This is a genomic window from Kitasatospora sp. NEAU-69 (genome assembly GCF_057158765.1).
In genome coordinates this window covers 113601-131484 of sequence record NZ_JBWXUE010000021.1, presented here as the reverse complement: position 1 = coordinate 131484, position 17884 = coordinate 113601, and the positions used below count along the sequence as shown (strand labels likewise).

Below are 17884 nucleotides of genomic sequence, written 5' to 3'. Positions count from 1 at the left end.
CGCCCGGTGTGGGCCGGACGCGACGCCGGCTCAGGGCGCCAAGGCGAAGCGGCGGCAGACGTGCACGCGGGCGAACTGCTCACGCATCGTCGCCTCGTCCCGCAGGTTGGCGTGCAGGAAGGCGATCATCGGCCGCAGCCCCGGGCGCCGTTCGGCGATGGCCCGGTCCGGCTCGGCGGCGTCGGTGTAGAAGTTCGCGTAGACGTGGAGGTAGTGCTCGCTCTCCGCGAAGCCCATGGCCCGGTACCAGCGCAGCGTGTCCGGATCGTCCCTGGTCCAGGCGTCCAGCGTCGGCACGCCGAGCGCTCCGAGGCGGCTCCGGGCCTCGGCGAGCAGGGCGCGGCCGATGCCCCCGTGCTGATGGTCGGGGTGGACGGCGACGGTGTCGACGGTCGCCAGCTCGCCCTCGACGGTGACGTCCATGATCCCGACGACGGCACCGGACTCCTCCACCGCCACCAGCTCGAAGCCTGGCCCGGGGACCACGGGCTTGGACGTCAGGACATCGTCGAAGTAGGCGGTGCTCAGGAACGAGAGCACCCGGCAGCGCAGCCAGCCGGTCTCGTCGGTGGGGGTGTACTCACGTATGACATAGCTCAAGGCAGTGATCCTCAACGTGTGTGGCGGTGTCCGGACGGTGGCGGTCGCGACGTTGAGGGATCACGCCAGCGATTCTGCGCGCCCGTCCCGCGCTCCGGCAATCGGATTTGCCACTCACCGATCAGTCGGCCGGTCGGCCTCACCTCGATCGGTGATCGTTCGGGCTCAGCCTCGGGCCGTACTTGGGCGGGCGCAGGCCGGTGAGGCCGATCAACCGGCAGACCCGGTGCCGGTGGCCGGCGTACGGCTCCAGCAGCGCCAGCATCTCGGCGTCATCCGAGCGGGGGCGGCCGGCCAGGGCCCAGCCGACGATGTTCTTGAGGTGGTAGTCGCCGACCGAGACGGCGTCCGGGTCGCCGTTGCTGCGCTGGAGCGTCTCGGCCGCCGTCCACTCGCCGATGCCCGGGACGACGGTGAGGCGGGCGTACGCCTGCGCGTGCGCGAGGCCGGACGCCTCCTCCAGCCGGGGCGCGAGCCGGACCGCGCGCTGGATGGTGGCCGAGCGCTGCGGGTCCACGCCCGCCTTGTGCCACTCCCAGGACGGGATCAGCGTCCACTCCCGGGCGGACGGCGGCAGCCGCATGCCCAGCTCGGCGGCCGGGCCCGGCGCCGGCGTGCCGAAGTCGCGCAGCAGTAGGCGCCAGGCGCGGTACGCCTCGTCCGAGGTGACCTTCTGGCCCAGGACGGCCGGGATCAGCGACTCCATCACCAGGCCGGTCCGGCAGAGCCGCAGGCCCGGGTGCGCGTGCTGGGCCTCACGCACCCGGCCGGGCGGGAGCGGCGGCAGGTCTGACGGGTTGTCGGTGTCGCCCAGCATCACCGGCAGTCGCTCCAGCAGCCAGCCCGCCCCCGGCCCCCAGCCCTGCGCCCGCACCTCGCCGTACCGCGCGACGATGCGCAGCGTGCCCGCGCCCGCCGGGGTGCGCGAGGTGCGCCAGACCGCGCCGTCGCCGGTGGTGCGGCAGGCGGGGTCGCCCGGTCCGTAGCGCAGCGGGGCGAGGGTGTGGTGCAGGTCGAGCGGGTAGCCGGGGAGCCACACGCGTTCGATGGGGTTGTCGGTCACCCGCCCAGTCTGCCGCGCCAGTGAGACAGCAGAGCGGGACGGCCTTAGCTCCGCAGGTGGTCCAGCACCGAGGCGGCCGCGCGGGCGACGGCCTGCCGGGCCGGCTCGGTGTGGTCGATGGTCTCGAACCCGTGGTGGCCGCCCTGGACGTCGATCACCTCGACGTTTGCATCGCACTCCCCGGCGGCGGCCAGGAACTGCTCGGCCGTCGCCGCGATCTCGGGACGGTCCAGCTCCACCCGGGTCAGCACGATCGGCAGGCGGCCGGCGGCGCGCACCGCGTCGGCCGGGCGGAACCGGGGGTCGGTGAGCCCCCAGGGCGGCAGCGGCGCCAGCGCGGGGTAGGTCGCGGCCACGCAGCGCAGCCACGGCGGCGGCGCGGCGAGCCAGTCCGCCAGCAGCAGCCCGCCGGCGGAGAAGCCCCAGAGCGCGATGCGGTCCGCATCGACGCGCGGATCGGCTCGGACGAGCTCGACGGCCGCCGCCAGATCGTCCGCCGCGCGCTGGAAGTCGGCCTCGCCGACGTTGTGAAGTCGGTGGTCCAGCGTCACGCCGACGGCGCCGAGGCCGGCCAGGTAGCGGCCGTAGCCGACGAAGCCCGGCCAGTCGCGTGGCGTGGGCCGGACGCCGGCGGGAACGGGACCGCCGTGCACGAGCAGCACGGCCGGGGCCGGGCGGTCGATGTCGGGCAGGTGGAGATCGATGTGCTCCAGGCGCTCGCGCGGCCGCTCCGGCGGGTCCAGCAGGAACGGGCGGAGGTGGGGCGGCGGCCCGTCCGACTTCACGGCAACTCGGTGGCCCTCCCCTGCGGCCGCGCGCAGGAGCAGCTCGGCCAGCTCGGCCGGGGCGGAGAGCATCGGCCAGTGCCCGGTGTCGAGTTCGAAGAACGTCACGCGCGGGTCGGCGAGCGGCTGGAAGCGCGGGTGGCCGAGCCGCACCATGGCCTCGACCACGGCGATGGTCGCGCCGTTGGCGGTGCAGAGCAGCCCGGTCGTCGGCAGCCCGGCGGCGGCCCCGGAGAGGCGCAGCGGCTGGGTGAGGGTGCCGCGCGGTTGCGGCACGGCGAGGCGGGTGAGCCGGGCGAGCGCCTCGGCGGGGACGCCGGCGGTGCTGCCCCACCGCTGCCACTGGTCGAGGGCGGGCGGCGGCAACTGCCGGTCGCCCAGCCGGTCGAGGATCGTCCGGTCGGGCACCAGCTCGACGGCCGGCTCGCCGTCCAGCGGGAGGCCCACGTCCACGTGGATGATCCGGGCGATCCGCTCCGGACGCCGGGCGGCGGCGCCCCAGGCGGGGTGGATGCCGTAGTCGTGGCCGACCAGCACCACCTCAGGCGCGTCGATCCGGTCGATCAGCCGCAGCAGGTCCTCGATGTGCGTGTCGAGGTCCGGGTCGGAGCCCGGGTCGGAGTCGGCCGGGCGGTGGCCGTCTCCCATGCCGGTGAGGGTCACCGGGTGCGCCTCGGCTCCCGACTGCTCCAGCCGGTCGGCCGTCTGCTGCCAGATCCAGCCGCCGGTGTGACTGCCCGGCACCAGCACGAACGCCGTCGTCGTGATCGCCGTCATGATCGTCTTCTCCTCTGATGATCCGGTCGGGCTCGGTACGTTCACCGGTACGGTAGGAACTCCCCCTGAGGGAGGTTCAAGCCTTGATACCCGACAGCACATTGAGCATCGGAGAGCTCGCCGAACAGGCCGGCGTCACCGTCAAGACCGTCCGCTTCTACTCGGACCGCGGCCTGCTGCCGGAGGCCGGGCGCAGCGCCGGGGGCCATCGCCGGTACGGCGCCGAGGCGCTCGACCGGCTCCGCCTGATCCGCTCGCTGCGCGCCCTCGACCTGCCGGTCCCGGAGATCGGCCGGGTGCTCGGCCGGGTCCTCGGCCAGGAGGACGCGATGGACGACGTGCTGGAGGACGTCATCGCCGGGCAGTTGCAGGAGCTCGGCTCACGGATGGCCGCGCTGCGCTGGCGGGAGGCCGCGCTCCAGTCGCTCAGGGACTGCAGCAGCGAGGAGCGCGCCGACCGGCTGCGGCTCGTCGGCGCGGTGGCCGCGCCGCCCAGCACGGCCGCGCTGGCGCGGTTCTGGCGGGCCTGGCTGCCCGCGCGGATGCCGGCCCGACTTGTCTCCACGTTCCTCGACCACGCCGTCCCGCAGCCGCCGGCGGATCCGACCCCGGACCAGGTGATCGCGTTCGCCCGGCTGCACGCCCTCGTCACCGGCAGCTGTGACGGACGCACGGACGCCGACCGGGGGCAGCCCGCGGCGCACCGACGGGAGCTGGGGTACCGGCCGGAGGTGCTCTACCAGGGGCTGATCGAGGCGTACGGGCTGGCCGCGGCGCAGCTGCGGGCGCGGCGGGCGCCGGAGGCGGGTGAGGCGCTCGACTGCTTCGTCGCCGCGTACGCCGACTCGCGCGGGGTGCGGGACACGCCTGGGCTGCGGCTGGGGCTCAGCAGGCAGCTGGCTGCGGATCCGCGGATCGACCGTTACTGGCAGCTCGTGGCGGAGCTCGCCGGGCCGGGCGACGGGACCCTCGTGCCCACGCCCGGGGCCACTCACGACTGGCTGTGCGCGGCCCTGGCAGCGCAGCTCAGCTGAGCGGGGCGGGGCGGGTCCGCGCGCGGAAGGTGCGGCGGTAGGTGTCCGGTGGCACGCCGACCGTGCGGTTGAAGTGCCGGCGCAGCGTCGTGGCCGTCCCCAGGCCGGTGGCCGCCGCGACGGTGTCGATGAGGTCGTCGGTGGTCTCCAGCAACTCCTGGGCGTGGCGGATCCGTTGGACCAGCAGCCATTGCAGTGGGGTGGTGCCGGTCACCGACTTGAAGTGGCGGCCCAGGTTGCGCGAGCTCATCCGCGCCTGGCGGGCCAGGTCCTCCACGGTCAGCGGACGGTCCAGCCGTTCGATCACCCAGGGGAACAGCTCGGCGAGCGGGTGGTTGCCCGGTTCGGGGACCGGGGTGGTGATGAACTGGGCCTGGCCACCGTCCCGGTGCGGCGGCACGACCAGGCGGCGGGCGAGGGTGTTGGCGACCGACGAGCCGTGGTCGAGGCGGACCAGGTGCAGGCACAGGTCCATCGCGGCCGCCTTGCCGGCGGAGGTGAGCACGCTGCCGTTGTCCACGTAGAGCACGTCCGGGTCGACCGTCACGCGCGGGTAGCGGGCGGCCAGGGCCCCGGTGTGTGCCCAGTGCGTGGTCGCACGCCGTCCGTCCAGCAGGCCGGCGGCGGCCAGCACGAACGCGCCGGTGCAGAGCGATGCCACGCGCGCGCCGGCCTGGTGGGCCGCGCGGACCGCCTCCAGCAGCTCGGCGGGCGGATCCACGTCGACGTCGGCCCAGCCCGGGACGATCACGGTGTCGGCATGCGCGAGCCGGTCGAGTCCGTGATCGGGCTCCACCCGGAACCGGCCGACCCGCACGGCGCTCGGCCCGCAGACGGAGAAGCGGTACCAGGGGTCGGCCACACCGGTCAGATCGGCGCCGAAGACATCGCACGCCATGGCCAGTTCGAGATGCAGCATGCCGTCGGTGACGGCCAGCGCGACGGTTCCCATGTCCGGAACTGTATGGGTGATGGCGTTTCGGATACTCACCGCGGGGTGCCCGCGATCGTCAGGATGTCCGTGACAGACCACAGCAGATCGTTTCGAGTACGGGGAAGACCATGGCAACGGGACTCACAGTGACGGTGTTCGGCGCGTACGGGCACACCGGGCGCTTCGTGGTGGCGCAGTTGCGGGATCGCGGGTTCGTCCCGGTCCTCGCCGGCCGCGACGCCGACAAGCTGAGCGCGCTGGCGGCCGAGACCGGCTTCGACGCCCGCCCGGCGTCGGTCGATGACCCGGCCTCGCTCGACCTCGCGCTGGCCGGTGCGGCGGCCGTGATCAACTGCGCCGGGCCCTTCGCCACCACGGCCGCCCCGCTGATCGAGGCGGCACTGCGCGCCGGGATCCCGTACCTGGACGTGGCGGCCGAGCTGGAGGCCAACTCCGACACGTTCACGCACTTCACCGACCGTGCCCGCGCCGCAGGAGTGGTGATCGTCCCGGCGATGGCCTTCTACGGCGGCCTCGGGGACCTGCTGGTCACCGCGGCGATGGGCGACTGGACGGCGGCCGACGAGGCGCACATCGCGTACGGGCTGAACAGCTGGCACCCCACCGCCGGAACGCGGACGGCGGGTGCGGTCTCCCGGGAACGGCGGGGCGGCGGACGCCTCGTCTTCACGAAGGGGCAGCTGGAGAAGCGCCATGACGACCCGTCGACCGTGGAGTGGGCCTTCCCCGAGCCGATGGGAGCCCGGGCCGTCATCGCGGAGTTCACCATGGCCGACGTCATCACCGTGCCCAGCCACCTCGCCATCCCCGAGGTGCGCACCTACATGACGGTCGAGGCAGCCAGGCAGGTGTCGGCCCCGGAGACGCCGACGCCGGCCGCGGTCGACGCAGCCGGTCGGTCCGCACAGACCTTCCTCGTCGACGTGGTGGTGCGCTCCGGCGAGACCGAGCGGCGCGCCGTGGCAAGGGGCCAGGACATCTACGCCGTCACCGCGCCACTCGTGGTGGAGGCGGTTGACCGCGTCCTCACGGGACGGACCAAGGCGGTCGGCGTCGCCTCCGCCGGCGAGATCTTCGACGCGCCCGACTTCCTCCGCGCACTCTCCTCGCACATCTCCCTGGAACTGCCCGCGTAGCAGGGCAGCTCCAGGGAGCGGGGTGCGGGTGCGGGCTAGCGGCCCTGGAGGTGGGCGGACCAGTTGCGGATGTCGCCGAGGCGGGAGTACAGGTCGTCGCCCGGGCAGTCGGTGGCGAAGGCGTCGCGGTGGCCGGAGATGGCGTCGAAGGTGTGCGAGGTGCCGGCGGGGTAGAGGCTGCCGTCGCTGGCGGAGGTCAGGGTGGCGTGGCCGAGCGCGTTCTGGCCGGTCAGGCCGAGCTTCCAGGCGGCGATCTTCTCGATGCCGCCGATCTGCGCGTCCGGCGGGGTGGCGTCCTGGTAGGTGCCGATCGCCGCCACGCCCGAGGAGTCGGTGTTGAAGCCGAGCGTGTGCGCGCCGAGCACCGGCTGGGCGACGCCTCCCGCTCGGCCCTCGAAGATGGTGCCGCAGCGGTCGACCAGGAAGTTGTAGCCGATGTCGCGCCAGCCGTTGCTCACCACGTGGTACTGGTAGATCGAGCGGATGATCTTGGGGCTGTCGGAGCAGGCGTAGTCGTTGCCGGTGTCGGTGTGGTGCACGAAGACGACCCGGACGTCGCCCGTGTAGACGAAGCCCGGCTCGCGCAGCGACTCGTCGGCGCCCCAGCCGGCCCGGGTGACGATGCCGGGGCGGGGGGCCGAATGGTCGCGCGGCGCGGCGGGCAGCACCCGGCCGGCCACCGGACGGGCGAACGGGACGCCGGCCGCGGCATCGGGGCGGGCCTGCGCGGCCGGCTCGGCGGGGAGCTCGACCGGCGCGTCGGCCACCCGGCCCTCGCCCGGGTCGACCAGCTCGACCCGCAGTCCGGACGGCAGCGACCCACCGCCCGCGACCCGGACCTGGACGCCGTCGCTGGGCCCGACCCAGAGCGGCGCGGTCGCACCGCGGGCCCGTGGGCCGGTGCGCTCGGCGGGGTCCGGCTGGTCCTCCGAGTCGGCGACCAGCTCGCGCCAGTCGCTCCAGCCGCCGTGGCCCGCCGCGTGGGTCCGGACCCGGACGGTGCCGTGCAGCACGGCGCCCGGGTCGTCCCAGCTGACGCCGAGGAGTGAGAATCCGGTGGTGCCGCGGGCGGTCAGGCCGCGGGCCGCGCCACCCGCCGAGCGGGTGACGGCGGCGAGCGGCTCCAACGCCAGCGTGCTGACGTGGGCCGGCCGTGGCGAGGGGGACGCCGCTGCCGTGGGGACGGCGTGAGAGGCGGTGGCCTGCAGCAGCAGCGCCGCGGCGCAGCCGGTACCGATCAGGGAGGCGAGTGAAATCCGCATAAATCGGATGATGGATGCTGACCGCCGAGCTCGCCACCCGTCCCCGACACGGTTTCTGACGGGTATTCGACAAGGTCAGCACCGTGCGGCCGGGCGCGGGCCCCTCTCCCCTCCGATCCCCGCCAGGCCGTACATTTGGAAGCACCATGACTGCGCCATTCGCTGCCGACGCCCGTACCCCCGCCGAGCTGCTGCGAGCCGCCCTCGGTGAGGACCCTGCCCGCCCCCTCGTCACGTTCTATGACGACCTCTCGGGGGAACGGGTCGAACTGTCCGTGAAGACCTTCGACAACTGGGTCGCCAAGACCGCCAACCTGCTGCAGGACGAGCTGAACGCGGGCCCCGACGACCGGGCCGCGCTGCTGCTGCCGGCGCACTGGCAGACCGCGGTCTGGCTGCTGGCCTGCTGGTCGGTGGGCGTGACCGCGGCGCCGGCCGGCGACCCGGCCGAGGCGCAGCTGGTGGTCAGCGGCCCGGAGGGGCTGGAGGCCGCACAGGCCTGCTCCGGCGAACGGGTGGCGCTGGCGCTGCGCCCGCTGGGCGGGCGGTTCCCGCAGCGCCCCGACGGGTTCCTCGACTACGCCGCCGAGGTGCCCGGCCAGGGCGACCGCTTCGCGCCGTACTCGCCGGTGGACCCGCAGGCGGCGGCGCTGGAGACCTCGGTGGACGGGCTGCCGCTGAAGCTGAGCGGCGAGCAGACCGTGCAGCTGGCCCGCGAGGGCGCGGCCCGGCTGGGGCTGGAGCACGGCTCGCGGGTGCTCAGCACGCTCTCCTACGACAGCTGGGCGGGCCTGGAGGCCGGGCTGCTCGCGCCGCTGGCGGCCGGCGCCTCGGTGGTGCTGTGCCGGAACTCGGCGGCGCTGACGGAGGATCAGTGGCGGTCCCGGATCGAGTCCGAGCGGGTGACCCTGCGGGTCGGCTGAGGCCGAGTCAGGGATCCAGAAGTCAGGGATCAGGGATCAGGCGACGACCGGTCGGGGGGCCGGTCGGGGGCCCGCCAAACTCCTGGCGGATTTAAGCCACCGGAGTGACACCTTTCGGCCGTTCGAGGCGTTCCGGTGGACCGTTCTGGTTATGTAACAAATCGCTGAAGTGTCCCCGCCACGGGGTAGGTTCCCGGTACGGGCAAGCCACGTTTGGGCTAGCCACAGGGGGTGGGGACAACCGATGACGACGAACGAGGGCATACCGGCGGGCGCCGGCCCGTCCGGAACCGCCGCGGCCGGCGGCACCGGACGAGCCGTCGCCCACAAGCAGCAGCGGTCCGGCATCCGGCGCTGGCTCAAGCCCGTCGCCCTCACCACCGGCGGCGTGATGCTGGCCAGCTGCGGCGCCGGCTACCTCTACCTGAAGCACCTCGACTCCAACATCAAGCACGCCCCGCTGCGGGCCGGCGATCCGGCCGTCCCGCCGCCCGCTCCGGGCCCGACCGACACGGCCGGCCGGACCGCGATGAACATCCTGATCATCGGCACCGACAGCCGGGCCAACCTGGCCGGCGCGTACGGAGACGTGGACAACACCGGGGTCGGCAACAACGATGTGAACATCCTGCTGCACGTGGCCCCCGACCGGCGCTCGGCGGTCGCGCTCAGCCTGCCCCGCGACACCCTGGTCGATCTGCCGGAGTGCAAGGACCCGCAGACCGGCCAGGTGTACCCGGCGGCCACCCACCGCCCGTTGAACGAGTCGCTCGGCCGTGGCGGCCCCGGCTGCGTGACCAGCACCGTCGAGTCGATCACCCAGCTGAAGATCGACCACTACGCGCTGGTCAACTTCCAGGGCGTCAAGGACCTCACCGACGCGGTCGGCGGGGTGCCGGTGAACCTCTGCGGGCCGATCCACGACCCCGAGTCGCACCTGGACCTCTCGGCCGGGCAGCACAACCTGGACGGCGAGCAGGGGCTGGCCTTCGTCCGGACCCGGATGGCCGTCCAGGACGGCAGCTCGCTGGGCCGCTTCAGCATGCAGCGCGCCTATCTGAGCTCGCTGCTGCGCAAGGTGACCAGCGCCGGGACGCTGCTCGACCCGACCACGGCGTTCCCGGTGATCGAGGCGGCGACCAAGTCGATCACGGTGGACGACGCGATCGCGGGGACCACCAAGCTGGTCGAGCTGGGCAGCGAGCTGCGGAACATCAGCCCCGGCTCGGTGGCCTTCGTCCAGCCCGAGATGCACTACACGCCGGACGACCCGAACCCGGAGTTCCGGGCCAAGGCCGCGTTCACCCAGCCGGCGGCCGACCAGCTCTTCGCGCTGATCAGGGACGACAAGCCGCTCACCGGCGCGGAGGCGGCCGGCGCCGCCTCGGGCGCACCGACGGCGGCCGCCAGCCCGAGCGCGAGCGCCGGCAGCAGCGCAAGCAGCACCGCGAGCAGCGCCGCAAGCAACAGCCCGGGCGCCGGCGCGAGCGGCTCCGCCCCGGCGGCCTCCGTCGACCCGAGCACGGTCTCGGTGACCGTGCTGAACAGCACCGACACCCCGCTGCTGGCCACCAACGCGGCCAGGACGCTGACCGACCTGCAGTACGACGCGACGGCCGGCACCGGCGCCCCGGACGGCGTGACCACCAGCACCGTCCGTTACCCGCGGGCCGACCAGCGGGCCGCCGCCGAGGCGGTGGCCAAGGCGCTCGGCCTGCCCGACTCGGCGGTGCAGCAGGGCGGTAGCGGCGACGGCCTGGTGGTGGACTTCGGCACGGACTACCAGCCGCCCGCGGCCGCCACGCCGACCGCCGAGGTGCCGAGCCCGGACCCCACCGCGAGCCAGGCTCCCGGCGGCGCCACCGTGCACACCGGCGCCGAGACCGGCTGCGTCCAGGGCTGGACCGGCACGCTGGACCAGTAGGAGTCCCCCGAAAGGATTACCTGCTGCCCCGCGACGCACTGATCCCCCGTCGGCTTCCGACGGGGGATCAGTGATGGGGGTCAGACGCGGGGCTCAGTGACGGGGGCTCAGTGCGACGCTGCCGCAGCCGGTGTCAGGGCGTCCGCTGCCGCACGATCGGCTCCGGCGCGGTGCTGGCGATCACCCGGCGGGCCAGCTTGCGCGGCGAGGTCAGGAAGCCGAAGCCCCAGCTCATGTGCATGGTGGCCAGCGCGACCGGGAGCTGCATCCGGGCCTTGCCGGAGAGCCCGCGCCCCTCGACCACCGAGCCGCCGAGGATGCCGGCCAGGTAACCCCCCGGCAGCACCAGGAACGCCGGGTGCACGGCCACCCCGAGCACCAGGCCGAGCAGCACGCCGAGCAGCGCGGCCGGCGGGGCCAGGTAGCGCAGGTTCACCGAGCCGCGGTGGTAGCGGGTCACCACCCGGCGCCAACGGCCGTAGTCCTTGTACTGCTTGGCCAGCGCCCGCACGCTCGGCCGCGGCCGGTAGGTGACCCGCAGCTGCGGGGTGAACCAGATCAGGCCGCCGTCCTGGCGGATCCGGTAGTTCAGCTCCCAGTCCTGGGCGCGGATGAACTCCTCGTTGTAGCCGCCGAGTCGCTCCAGCACCTCGCGGCGGAAGACGCCGAGGTAGACGGTGTCGGCCGCGCCGGCCAGGCCACCGGTGTGGAAGGCCGCGTTGCCGACGCCGATCTTGGAGGTCATCGCGGCGGCGACCGCCTTCTCCCACTCGGTCTCGCCCTCGGCGTGCATGATGCCGCCGACGTTGGCGGCGTCCATCTCGCCGAGCAGCCGCACCGCGGTGTCGATGTAGCCCGGAGTCAGCAGGCCGTGTCCGTCGACCCGGACCACTATCGGGTGGCTCGACGCACGGATCGCGGCGTTCAGCCCGGCCGGGGTGCGGCCGGTCGGATTCGGCACGGTGCGCACCCGCGGATCCTCGGCGGCCAGCTCGGCGGCGATCGCGTCGGTCCGGTCGGTGGACGGGCCGAGTGCGATCACCACCTCCATCGCGCCGGCGTACTCCTGTTCCAGGATGCGCCGGACGGCGGTGCGAAGGTGTCGTTCCTCGTCGAGCACCGGCATGATCACGGAGACCGCCGGCAGCTCCTCAGCAGCCTTGGTGTTCATCGTGGGCAACGGTACCGGACGGTCCTGAACCCGAGCTGAACGCACCGGGCCGGGCGCCTCTCCCCTGCGGAGGCGCCCGGCCCGATGACCGTGCTGTGTAGTGCGCGTGCGGTGACGGGTGATCAGCCCGAGGCGATGGCCCCCAGGACGTTCATCCGACCGGCCCGGAAGGCGGGCAGCAGCGCGGCGATCAGGCCGACCACGGCGGAGCCGATCAGCACCATGACGATCTGGAGCACCGGCACGCTCAGCAGGTCGAGCCCCTGCCCGCGCAGCACCCGCTGACCGGTGATGCCCCAGGCCAGGCCGAGGCAGGTGCCCAGCACCGCACCGAAGAGCGCGATCACGATCGACTCCTGGTAGATCATCCGGCGCAGCTGCACCCGGGACAGGCCGATCGCCCGCAGCAGGCCGATCTCCCGGGTCCGCTCGACCACCGAGAGCGCCAGCGTGTTGATCACGCCGAGCACCGCGACCAGGATCGCGAGGATCAGCAGGCCGTAGATCAGGTAGAGCAGCGAGTCCACACTGCTCTCGACCAGCTTCTTCATGCCCGCCTGGTCCTGCACCTTCAGCTGCGGGTAGGCGCTGACCGAGTCCTGCAGGGCCGTGAAGGTCTTCGCGTGGTCGGCGCCGGCCGCGGCCTTGCCGAAGAAGGCCGCATCGGTCGGCTGCTGGTCGGCCGGGATCGCCTGGGTGAGCGTCGCGAGGCCGAGGTAGAACTGCTTGTCGAAGAAGGAGCTCCCCTCGGTGGTGATCACCCCGATCGGCAGCGACTGGGTGTGGTTCTTGCCGTAGTCGAGGGTCAGCTTGTCGCCGACCTTCAGGTTGTGGTCCTTCGCGAAGTTCTGGTCCACCGAGATGCCGCCGCCGCTGATCGCGCCGTCCGGGCTGCCGGCCGTGACCGGGAACCGGAAGTCCTGCGTGAAGGTCGGCGAGACCGCCACCACTCCGGTGTCGGTGGTCTTGCCGTCCGGCGCCGTGATGGTGGCCTGGAGGACCTTCTCCTCGGTGATGTGCGCGATCCCGGCGGCGCCCCTGGCGGCGGTCACCATGGCCGGCGTCACACCGGTCTGGTTGGACGAGACGATGTAGTCCGCGCCGAACTGCGAGTCGAGCTGTGCGTCGAGCGAGGCGACCATCGAGGAGGCGATCACCGAGGTACCGGTGACCACGGCCAGGCCGATCATCAGTGCGGCGGCCGTCGCGCCGGTGCGGCGCGGGTTGCGCATCGCGTTGCGCTGGGCGAGCTTGCCGGACGGGCCGAACAGCGCCGGCAGCACCGAGCCGAGCACCCGGATCAGCGAGGTGGCGAGCAGCGGGCCGAGCACCACGAAGCCGATCAGCGTGAGCAGCGCGCCCAGGCCGAGGTCCGAGCCACCGGTGCTCGCGCTCTTCGCCATCGCGCCGGCCACCAGCAGCGCCGCGCCGAGCGCGGTGACCACCAGGCCGATGCCGATCCGGACCTTGTTGGAGGCACCCTCGGCCGGGGTCCCGTGGTCGCGCAGCGCGGCCATCGGGGAGACCTTGCCGGCCCGGCGGGCCGGGATCCAGGCGGAGAGCAGGGTGATGATGATGCCGACCGCGTACGAGGCAATCGGGACGCTCGCGCCGACCTCCAGCGAGGAGGAGAGGTTCATCCCGACCATCTTCATCAGCGCGATCAGCAGCTGCGCGATGCCGAGGCCGGCCAGCATGCCGAGCGTGGAGCCGATCACACCGAGCAGCAGCGCCTCGATCAGCACCGAGCGGTTGACCTGGCTGCGGCTGCCGCCGAGCGCCCGCAGCAGACCGATCTCACGGGTCCGCTGGGCGACCAGCATCGAGAAGGTGTTGATGATCAGGAAGCCGCCGACCAGCAGCGAGATGCCGGCGAAGCCGAGCATCGCGTACTTCATGAAGTCGAGGACGCTGCCGATGCCCTTCTTGTCGTCGGCGGTCTGCTCGGCGGCCGTCTTGACCTGGTAGCCACTGCCGAGCGCCGCGACGACCTCGCTCTTGAGCTGGTCGTTCGAGACGCTGCCGTCGCCGAAGGCGGAGACCGAGGTGTAGACGTCCGAGGCGCCGAGCAGGTCGTGCTGGGCGGTCGGGACGTCCAGGAAGACGAGCGCCGCACCGGGGTTGGTGCCGGTGAAGGTGGCGATGCCGGAGACGGTGTAGTCGAAGGTGCCGAGCTCGTCGATCACCCGGACCTTGGAGCCGACGGTGAACTTGTTCTTCGACGCGGTGTCCGCGTCGATCATCGTCTGCCCGGAGCCGCTGGGCGCGCTGCCCGAGGTGATCTTCATCGGGGTGCGCGGGTCGGTGACCCAGGCGCCGACGATCGTCGGAGCACCGCCGACCGGACCGGCCGCCTTGTTGGTCTTCGGGTCGACCAGCGTCGCGCTGCTGATCTGGACCTCGCCGTTGGCGAGCTTGACGCCCTTCTGGGCCGCGACCTGCTGGACCGCCGAGGCGGGCACGGTCAGCGGCTTCGCGCCGTCCTGCTGCTGGCCGTTGTCGTTGCCCTTCTTCACCGGCGCCTGGGTGACCGAGAGGTCGGAGGCGGTCGCGGCGAAGAGCTTGTCGAAGGTGCTGGTGGCGGTGTTGGAGAACACCAGCGTGCCGGAGACGAACGCGACCGACAGCACGATCGCGATCAGGGAGAGCACCATCCGGCCCTTGTGGGCCATGAAGCTCCGGAGTGAGGTTTTGAGCAGCATCGAGTCCTGACCCCGTCTCAGCTGGTGCGCTTGCCGTCGAAACGGCGCATGCGTTCGAGGACGGAGTCGGCGGTCGGGGCGTGCATCTCGTCCACGATCACGCCGTCGGCCAGGAAGAGCACCCGGTCCGCGTAGCTCGCCGCCACCGGGTCGTGGGTGACCATGACGATGGTCTGCGCCAGCTCGTCCACCGAGCGGCGCAGGAAGGTCAGCACCTCGGCGCCCGAGCGCGAGTCGAGGTTACCGGTCGGCTCGTCACCGAAGATGATCTCCGGACGGGCGGCCAGGGCCCGGGCCACCGCGACGCGCTGCTGCTGACCGCCCGACAGCTCGGTCGGCCGGTGCTTGAGCCGGTCGGCCAGGCCGACGGTCTCGACGACCTGGTCGAGCCAGGCCTGGTCGGGCTTGCGGCCGGCTATGTCCATCGGCAGCGTGATGTTCTCCAGCGCGTTCAGCGTCGGCAGCAGGTTGAACGCCTGGAAGATGAAGCCGATCTTGTCCCGGCGCAGCTTGGTCAGCTGCTTGTCCTTCAGCCCGGTGATCTCGGTGTCGCCGATCCAGATGCGACCCTCGGTCACCGTGTCCAGCCCGGCCAGGCAGTGCATCAGTGTCGACTTGCCCGAACCGGACGGACCCATGATCGCGGTGAAGCGACCGCGCTGGATGTCCACATCGACCGCGTCCAGCGCCGTCACCCGGGTCTCCCCCGTGCCGTACGCCTTGGTCACCTGCCGCGCCGCCGCGGCGTTGGCGGCCGGGCCGCCCGGGTTCTCGGAAGTCTGCACGGCCGTGGGTGCCGTCGTCACTGGTCGCTCCTTGGTCTGGTGTCCCCCGACCTGCCACCGACGTGCGGCAACAGGGTGATAAGGACAACTTAAGCTCCGGCGGACGAGGGATCGTCATCCGCCGGGAGGAGCGGCAGCAACCAGAGTTGTACGGGTCCCCCGAATCCTCCCCCTAGGGGAGTCCTCCCAAGGGCCTAAGGGACGGCTCAGGGGCGGGTCACGGGGCAGGTGGCCGACGTGCTGACGAGGTGTCAGCAACGCGCCGCCGGGACCGCCGGGACGGGCTCCGCCAGGGGCGCCGGCGTGGCCGGAGCCGGTGGCGCGACCGGCTGCGGCAGGGCGGCGGCGAAGGCGTCCACCACGGGTGTGAGCAGCACGTCGCTCTCCCGTTCCAGCTCGGTCGTGCCGTCCTCGCGGGCGGTGATGTGCCGGTCCAGCACGAACCAGCCCTGGGTGATGTGCGCGGCCCCCATCGAGGAGAGCACGGGCCGCAGCGCGTAGTCCACCGCGAGCACGTGCGCGGTGGAGCCGCCGGTGGCCAGCGGCAGCACGGTCTTGCCGGCCAGCGCGTACTGCGGCAGCACGTCCAGCAGCGCCTTGAGCAGGCCGGAGTAGGCGGCCTTGTAGACCGGGGTGCCGATCACCACGCCGTCCGCCTGCTCGAACAGCTCCAGCGCGTGGGCTATCTCGGGGTGCCGGGTGTCGGCGCGGAGCAGCGGTTCGGCGGGCAGCGAGCGCACGTCGAACGGGACGACCCGGTGCCCGAACGCGGCGAGCCGGGCGTCGACGTGGCGCAGCAGGCGGGTGGTGCGGGAGGTGGCGGACGGGGAGCCGGAGACGGACAGGACGGTGGCCATGGGTTCACCTCGGGGCGAGCGGAAGCGGGCAAGTCAGGGCAGGGCAGGCAGCGCAGGCAGCGCAGGCGAGCTGAGCACGCGGACGGGCGGCGCCGGGCGCGACAGGTAGCGCGATGGGGGCGGGGGCGCACCCGGCGGGCGCGGGCGTGGCTGGGCCGAGCCGGGTTCGGCCGGGTGCGGCCGGGGTCGCGCTGGGAGCGGGAAGGCGGCGAGCGGTCAGCCGCGACAGAGCGAGCCGGAGACACGCTGCAGGTCGACGTGCCGCCGACGCGTGAGACTCCGCTGCTGGTGCATGGCACTCATGCAAGCACGGGCGCTTCCGGGCGGTCAAGGATCGTCCGGCCCGGTGGCCCGCCGGTGACCATGCGGCGAAACGGTGCCGCGCCTGCACCAAGTCCGCTACAAGGAGGCCGACGGCGGCCGCAGCAGGATGACAGACGCACTGAATCGGGCATCCTCGGGGACATGAACACGTGGCAGCAGGGCCGGTCGAGCGGCGGTGGCAGTGGCAGTGGTGGCCAGGGCGGCATGCCCGATGGCAGTGGTGTGCCGGGCCCCGGCGCCGAGCCGCCGCTGCCGCCCGGACTCAACCCGCGCGGGGCCGGCGGGCGGCGCTCCGGCGGACGGCCGCCCGCGCCCCGGGCGGCGCAGGCCGCACCACAGCCGGGCATGGTGCCGCCTCCGCCGACGGGTCCGCCGGCCTTCGGCCCGGCTGCCGGACAGCCGGCCGGACAGCCCGCCGTGCAGCCGCTCGGTCCCGGCGGACCGGGCGGGCCGACCGGCCCGGGTGGGCCCACCGGGCCGCGCCCGCCCGGTGCCGGCTCGGCGAAGCCCCGGCGCCGGTCGCGGCGGCGCATCCTCGCGTACGTCGCGCTCGGCGTGGTCGGCGCGCTGCTGGCCACCGGCGTCGGCACCTATGCCTGGGCCGACTCCCAGCTGCACCAGGAGAACGTGCTCGCCTCCTACCCGGGCCAGCCGGCGGCCGGCAAGGGCACGAACTGGCTGATCGTCGGCTCGGACAGCCGTGACGGCCTGTCCGACGCGCAGAAGCAGGACCTGCACACCGGCTCGGACGACGGCAAGCGCAGCGACTCGATGATGATCCTGCACGTCGGCGCGCACGGGAACACGCTGATGAGCATCCCGCGCGACTCCTGGGTGCCGATCCCGGCCCACCTGGACACCTCGGGCAGCGGCCGGACCATCCCGGCCACCACCTCGAAGATCAACTCGGCCTTCAACAACGGCGGCGGCACGCTGCTGGTCCGCACCGTGGAGCAGAACACCGGCATCCACATCGACCACTACGCCGAGGTCGGCTTCGCCGGCTTCGTCGGGATCGTGGACGCGGTCGGCGGCGTGCACATGTGCATCGACAAGGACATCCAGGACACCGACTCCGGCCTCAACCTCAAGGCCGGCTGCCAGACGCTGAACGGCACCCAGTCGCTCGCCTTCGTGCGCCAGCGCCACCAGATGGCCGACCAGGACCTCGGCCGGATGCGCAACCAGCAGAAGTTCCTCTCCGCGCTGGCCCACCAGGCCGCCTCGCCGGCCACGCTGCTCAACCCGTTCGAGCTGTACCCGCTGATCGGCTCCGGGCTGAACACGCTGATCGTGGACAAGAACACCGGGCTGACCGACCTCGGCTCGCTCTTCGAGGCGATGCGCACCGTCAGCGGCGGCGGGGGCAAGAGCATCACGATCCCGATCGGCAACGCCGACTACCACACCTCGACCGGCGAGTCGGCGGTCAAGTGGGATCCGACGAAGGCCAAGCAGGTCTTCGACGCGATCAAGAACGACACCCCGGTGCCGACCTTCGGCTGAGCCGACCACCGACCATCGCCGTGCATGCCTGAGGGCCCCGATCCGCGCTGCGGATCGGGGCCCTCAGGCATCTGCGCTCA

At 73.0% G+C, this 17884-nt stretch carries 15 protein-coding genes; 5 read left to right on the top strand and 10 right to left on the bottom strand.

All coding sequences use genetic code 11. The features are described 5' to 3' along the window. Window positions 1–30 precede the first annotated feature (30 nt). The 3 genes from AC060L_RS23820 to AC060L_RS23810 form a co-directional block, all read right to left on the bottom strand. Entirely contained in the window at window positions 31–600 is a 570-nt protein-coding gene (locus AC060L_RS23820) for a GNAT family N-acetyltransferase (protein ID WP_483800913.1), read from the bottom strand. A gap of 139 nt (window positions 601–739) precedes the next feature. Next, entirely contained in the window at window positions 740–1663 is a 924-nt protein-coding gene (locus AC060L_RS23815; protein ID WP_483800912.1) for a DNA-3-methyladenine glycosylase family protein, read from the bottom strand. 44 nt (window positions 1664–1707) lie between these two features. Then, window positions 1708–3225, bottom strand: coding sequence for an alpha/beta fold hydrolase (locus AC060L_RS23810; protein WP_483800911.1), 1518 nt, complete (start codon window positions 3223–3225; stop codon window positions 1708–1710). Window positions 3226–3326: 101 nt separating this feature from the next. On the opposite strand from AC060L_RS23810, the gene AC060L_RS23805 reads away from it, so the two are divergent. Next, complete coding sequence (locus tag AC060L_RS23805; protein WP_483800910.1) at window positions 3327–4259, top strand: MerR family transcriptional regulator; 933 nt, start codon at window positions 3327–3329, stop codon at window positions 4257–4259. Here AC060L_RS23805 and AC060L_RS23800 read toward each other — a convergent pair. Next, on the bottom strand, window positions 4252–5211 hold the full coding sequence (locus AC060L_RS23800) for a helix-turn-helix domain-containing protein (protein WP_483800909.1): 960 nt from the start codon (window positions 5209–5211) through the stop codon (window positions 4252–4254). The two genes, AC060L_RS23805 and AC060L_RS23800, sit on opposite strands and share 8 nt — an antisense overlap. Window positions 5212–5321: 110 nt before the next feature. Here AC060L_RS23800 and AC060L_RS23795 point away from each other — a divergent pair, with 110 nt between their 5' ends. Continuing rightward, the gene (locus tag AC060L_RS23795; protein ID WP_483800908.1) at window positions 5322–6350 is read left to right on the top strand and encodes a saccharopine dehydrogenase family protein; all 1029 of its coding nucleotides are present in this window, start codon (window positions 5322–5324) and stop codon (window positions 6348–6350) included. Window positions 6351–6385: 35 nt separating this feature from the next. On the opposite strand, the gene AC060L_RS23790 is transcribed toward AC060L_RS23795, so the two are convergent. Then, a complete protein-coding gene (locus tag AC060L_RS23790) occupies window positions 6386–7612 on the bottom strand; it encodes a peptidoglycan recognition protein family protein (RefSeq protein ID WP_483800907.1) in 1227 nt (408 codons plus the stop codon). Window positions 7613–7758: 146 nt separating this feature from the next. Between AC060L_RS23790 and AC060L_RS23785 the strand changes: the two genes are divergently transcribed. Both AC060L_RS23785 and AC060L_RS23780 read left to right on the top strand, forming a co-directional pair. Continuing rightward, window positions 7759–8535, top strand: coding sequence for a TIGR03089 family protein (locus AC060L_RS23785; protein WP_483800906.1), 777 nt, complete (start codon window positions 7759–7761; stop codon window positions 8533–8535). Between the two features lie 244 nt (window positions 8536–8779). Next, window positions 8780–10459: an LCP family protein gene (locus AC060L_RS23780; RefSeq protein ID WP_483800905.1), complete on the top strand. Its 1680-nt coding sequence runs from the start codon at window positions 8780–8782 to the stop codon at window positions 10457–10459. A gap of 133 nt (window positions 10460–10592) precedes the next feature. On the opposite strand, the gene AC060L_RS23775 is transcribed toward AC060L_RS23780, so the two are convergent. The 5 genes from AC060L_RS23775 to AC060L_RS23755 form a co-directional block, all read right to left on the bottom strand. Then, on the bottom strand, window positions 10593–11630 hold the full coding sequence (locus AC060L_RS23775; protein WP_483800904.1) for a glycosyltransferase family 2 protein: 1038 nt from the start codon (window positions 11628–11630) through the stop codon (window positions 10593–10595). A gap of 122 nt (window positions 11631–11752) precedes the next feature. After that, complete coding sequence (locus tag AC060L_RS23770; protein ID WP_483800903.1) at window positions 11753–14302, bottom strand: ABC transporter permease; 2550 nt, start codon at window positions 14300–14302, stop codon at window positions 11753–11755. Window positions 14303–14349: 47 nt separating this feature from the next. After that, window positions 14350–15138: an ABC transporter ATP-binding protein gene (locus AC060L_RS23765; protein ID WP_483800902.1), complete on the bottom strand. Its 789-nt coding sequence runs from the start codon at window positions 15136–15138 to the stop codon at window positions 14350–14352. Between the two features lie 230 nt (window positions 15139–15368). Then, window positions 15369–15974: an NADPH-dependent FMN reductase gene (ssuE, locus tag AC060L_RS23760; protein ID WP_483800901.1), complete on the bottom strand. Its 606-nt coding sequence runs from the start codon at window positions 15972–15974 to the stop codon at window positions 15369–15371. Between the two features lie 216 nt (window positions 15975–16190). Then, the gene (locus tag AC060L_RS23755; protein WP_483800950.1) at window positions 16191–16268 is read right to left on the bottom strand and encodes a putative leader peptide; all 78 of its coding nucleotides are present in this window, start codon (window positions 16266–16268) and stop codon (window positions 16191–16193) included. A gap of 171 nt (window positions 16269–16439) precedes the next feature. On the opposite strand from AC060L_RS23755, the gene AC060L_RS23750 reads away from it, so the two are divergent. Then, complete coding sequence (locus tag AC060L_RS23750; RefSeq protein ID WP_483800900.1) at window positions 16440–17804, top strand: LCP family protein; 1365 nt, start codon at window positions 16440–16442, stop codon at window positions 17802–17804. Window positions 17805–17884 lie beyond the last annotated feature (80 nt).

Bases quoted from the DNA above. Each gene is read 5' to 3' on its own strand.
- AC060L_RS23810 (WP_483800911.1), bottom strand. From the start codon at position 3,225: ATGACGGCGATCACGACGACGGCGTTCGTGCTGGTGCCGGGCAGTCAC.
- AC060L_RS23800 (WP_483800909.1), bottom strand. From the start codon at position 5,211: ATGGGAACCGTCGCGCTGGCCGTCACCGACGGCATGCTGCATCTCGAA.
- AC060L_RS23795 (WP_483800908.1), top strand. From the start codon at position 5,322: ATGGCAACGGGACTCACAGTGACGGTGTTCGGCGCGTACGGGCACACC.
- AC060L_RS23790 (WP_483800907.1), bottom strand. From the start codon at position 7,612: ATGCGGATTTCACTCGCCTCCCTGATCGGTACCGGCTGCGCCGCGGCG.
- AC060L_RS23785 (WP_483800906.1), top strand. From the start codon at position 7,759: ATGACTGCGCCATTCGCTGCCGACGCCCGTACCCCCGCCGAGCTGCTG.
- AC060L_RS23780 (WP_483800905.1), top strand. From the start codon at position 8,780: ATGACGACGAACGAGGGCATACCGGCGGGCGCCGGCCCGTCCGGAACC.
- AC060L_RS23775 (WP_483800904.1), bottom strand. From the start codon at position 11,630: ATGAACACCAAGGCTGCTGAGGAGCTGCCGGCGGTCTCCGTGATCATG.
- AC060L_RS23770 (WP_483800903.1), bottom strand. From the start codon at position 14,302: ATGGCCCACAAGGGCCGGATGGTGCTCTCCCTGATCGCGATCGTGCTG.
- ssuE (WP_483800901.1), bottom strand. From the start codon at position 15,974: ATGGCCACCGTCCTGTCCGTCTCCGGCTCCCCGTCCGCCACCTCCCGC.
- AC060L_RS23755 (WP_483800950.1), bottom strand. From the start codon at position 16,268: ATGCACCAGCAGCGGAGTCTCACGCGTCGGCGGCACGTCGACCTGCAG.
- AC060L_RS23750 (WP_483800900.1), top strand. From the start codon at position 16,440: ATGAACACGTGGCAGCAGGGCCGGTCGAGCGGCGGTGGCAGTGGCAGT.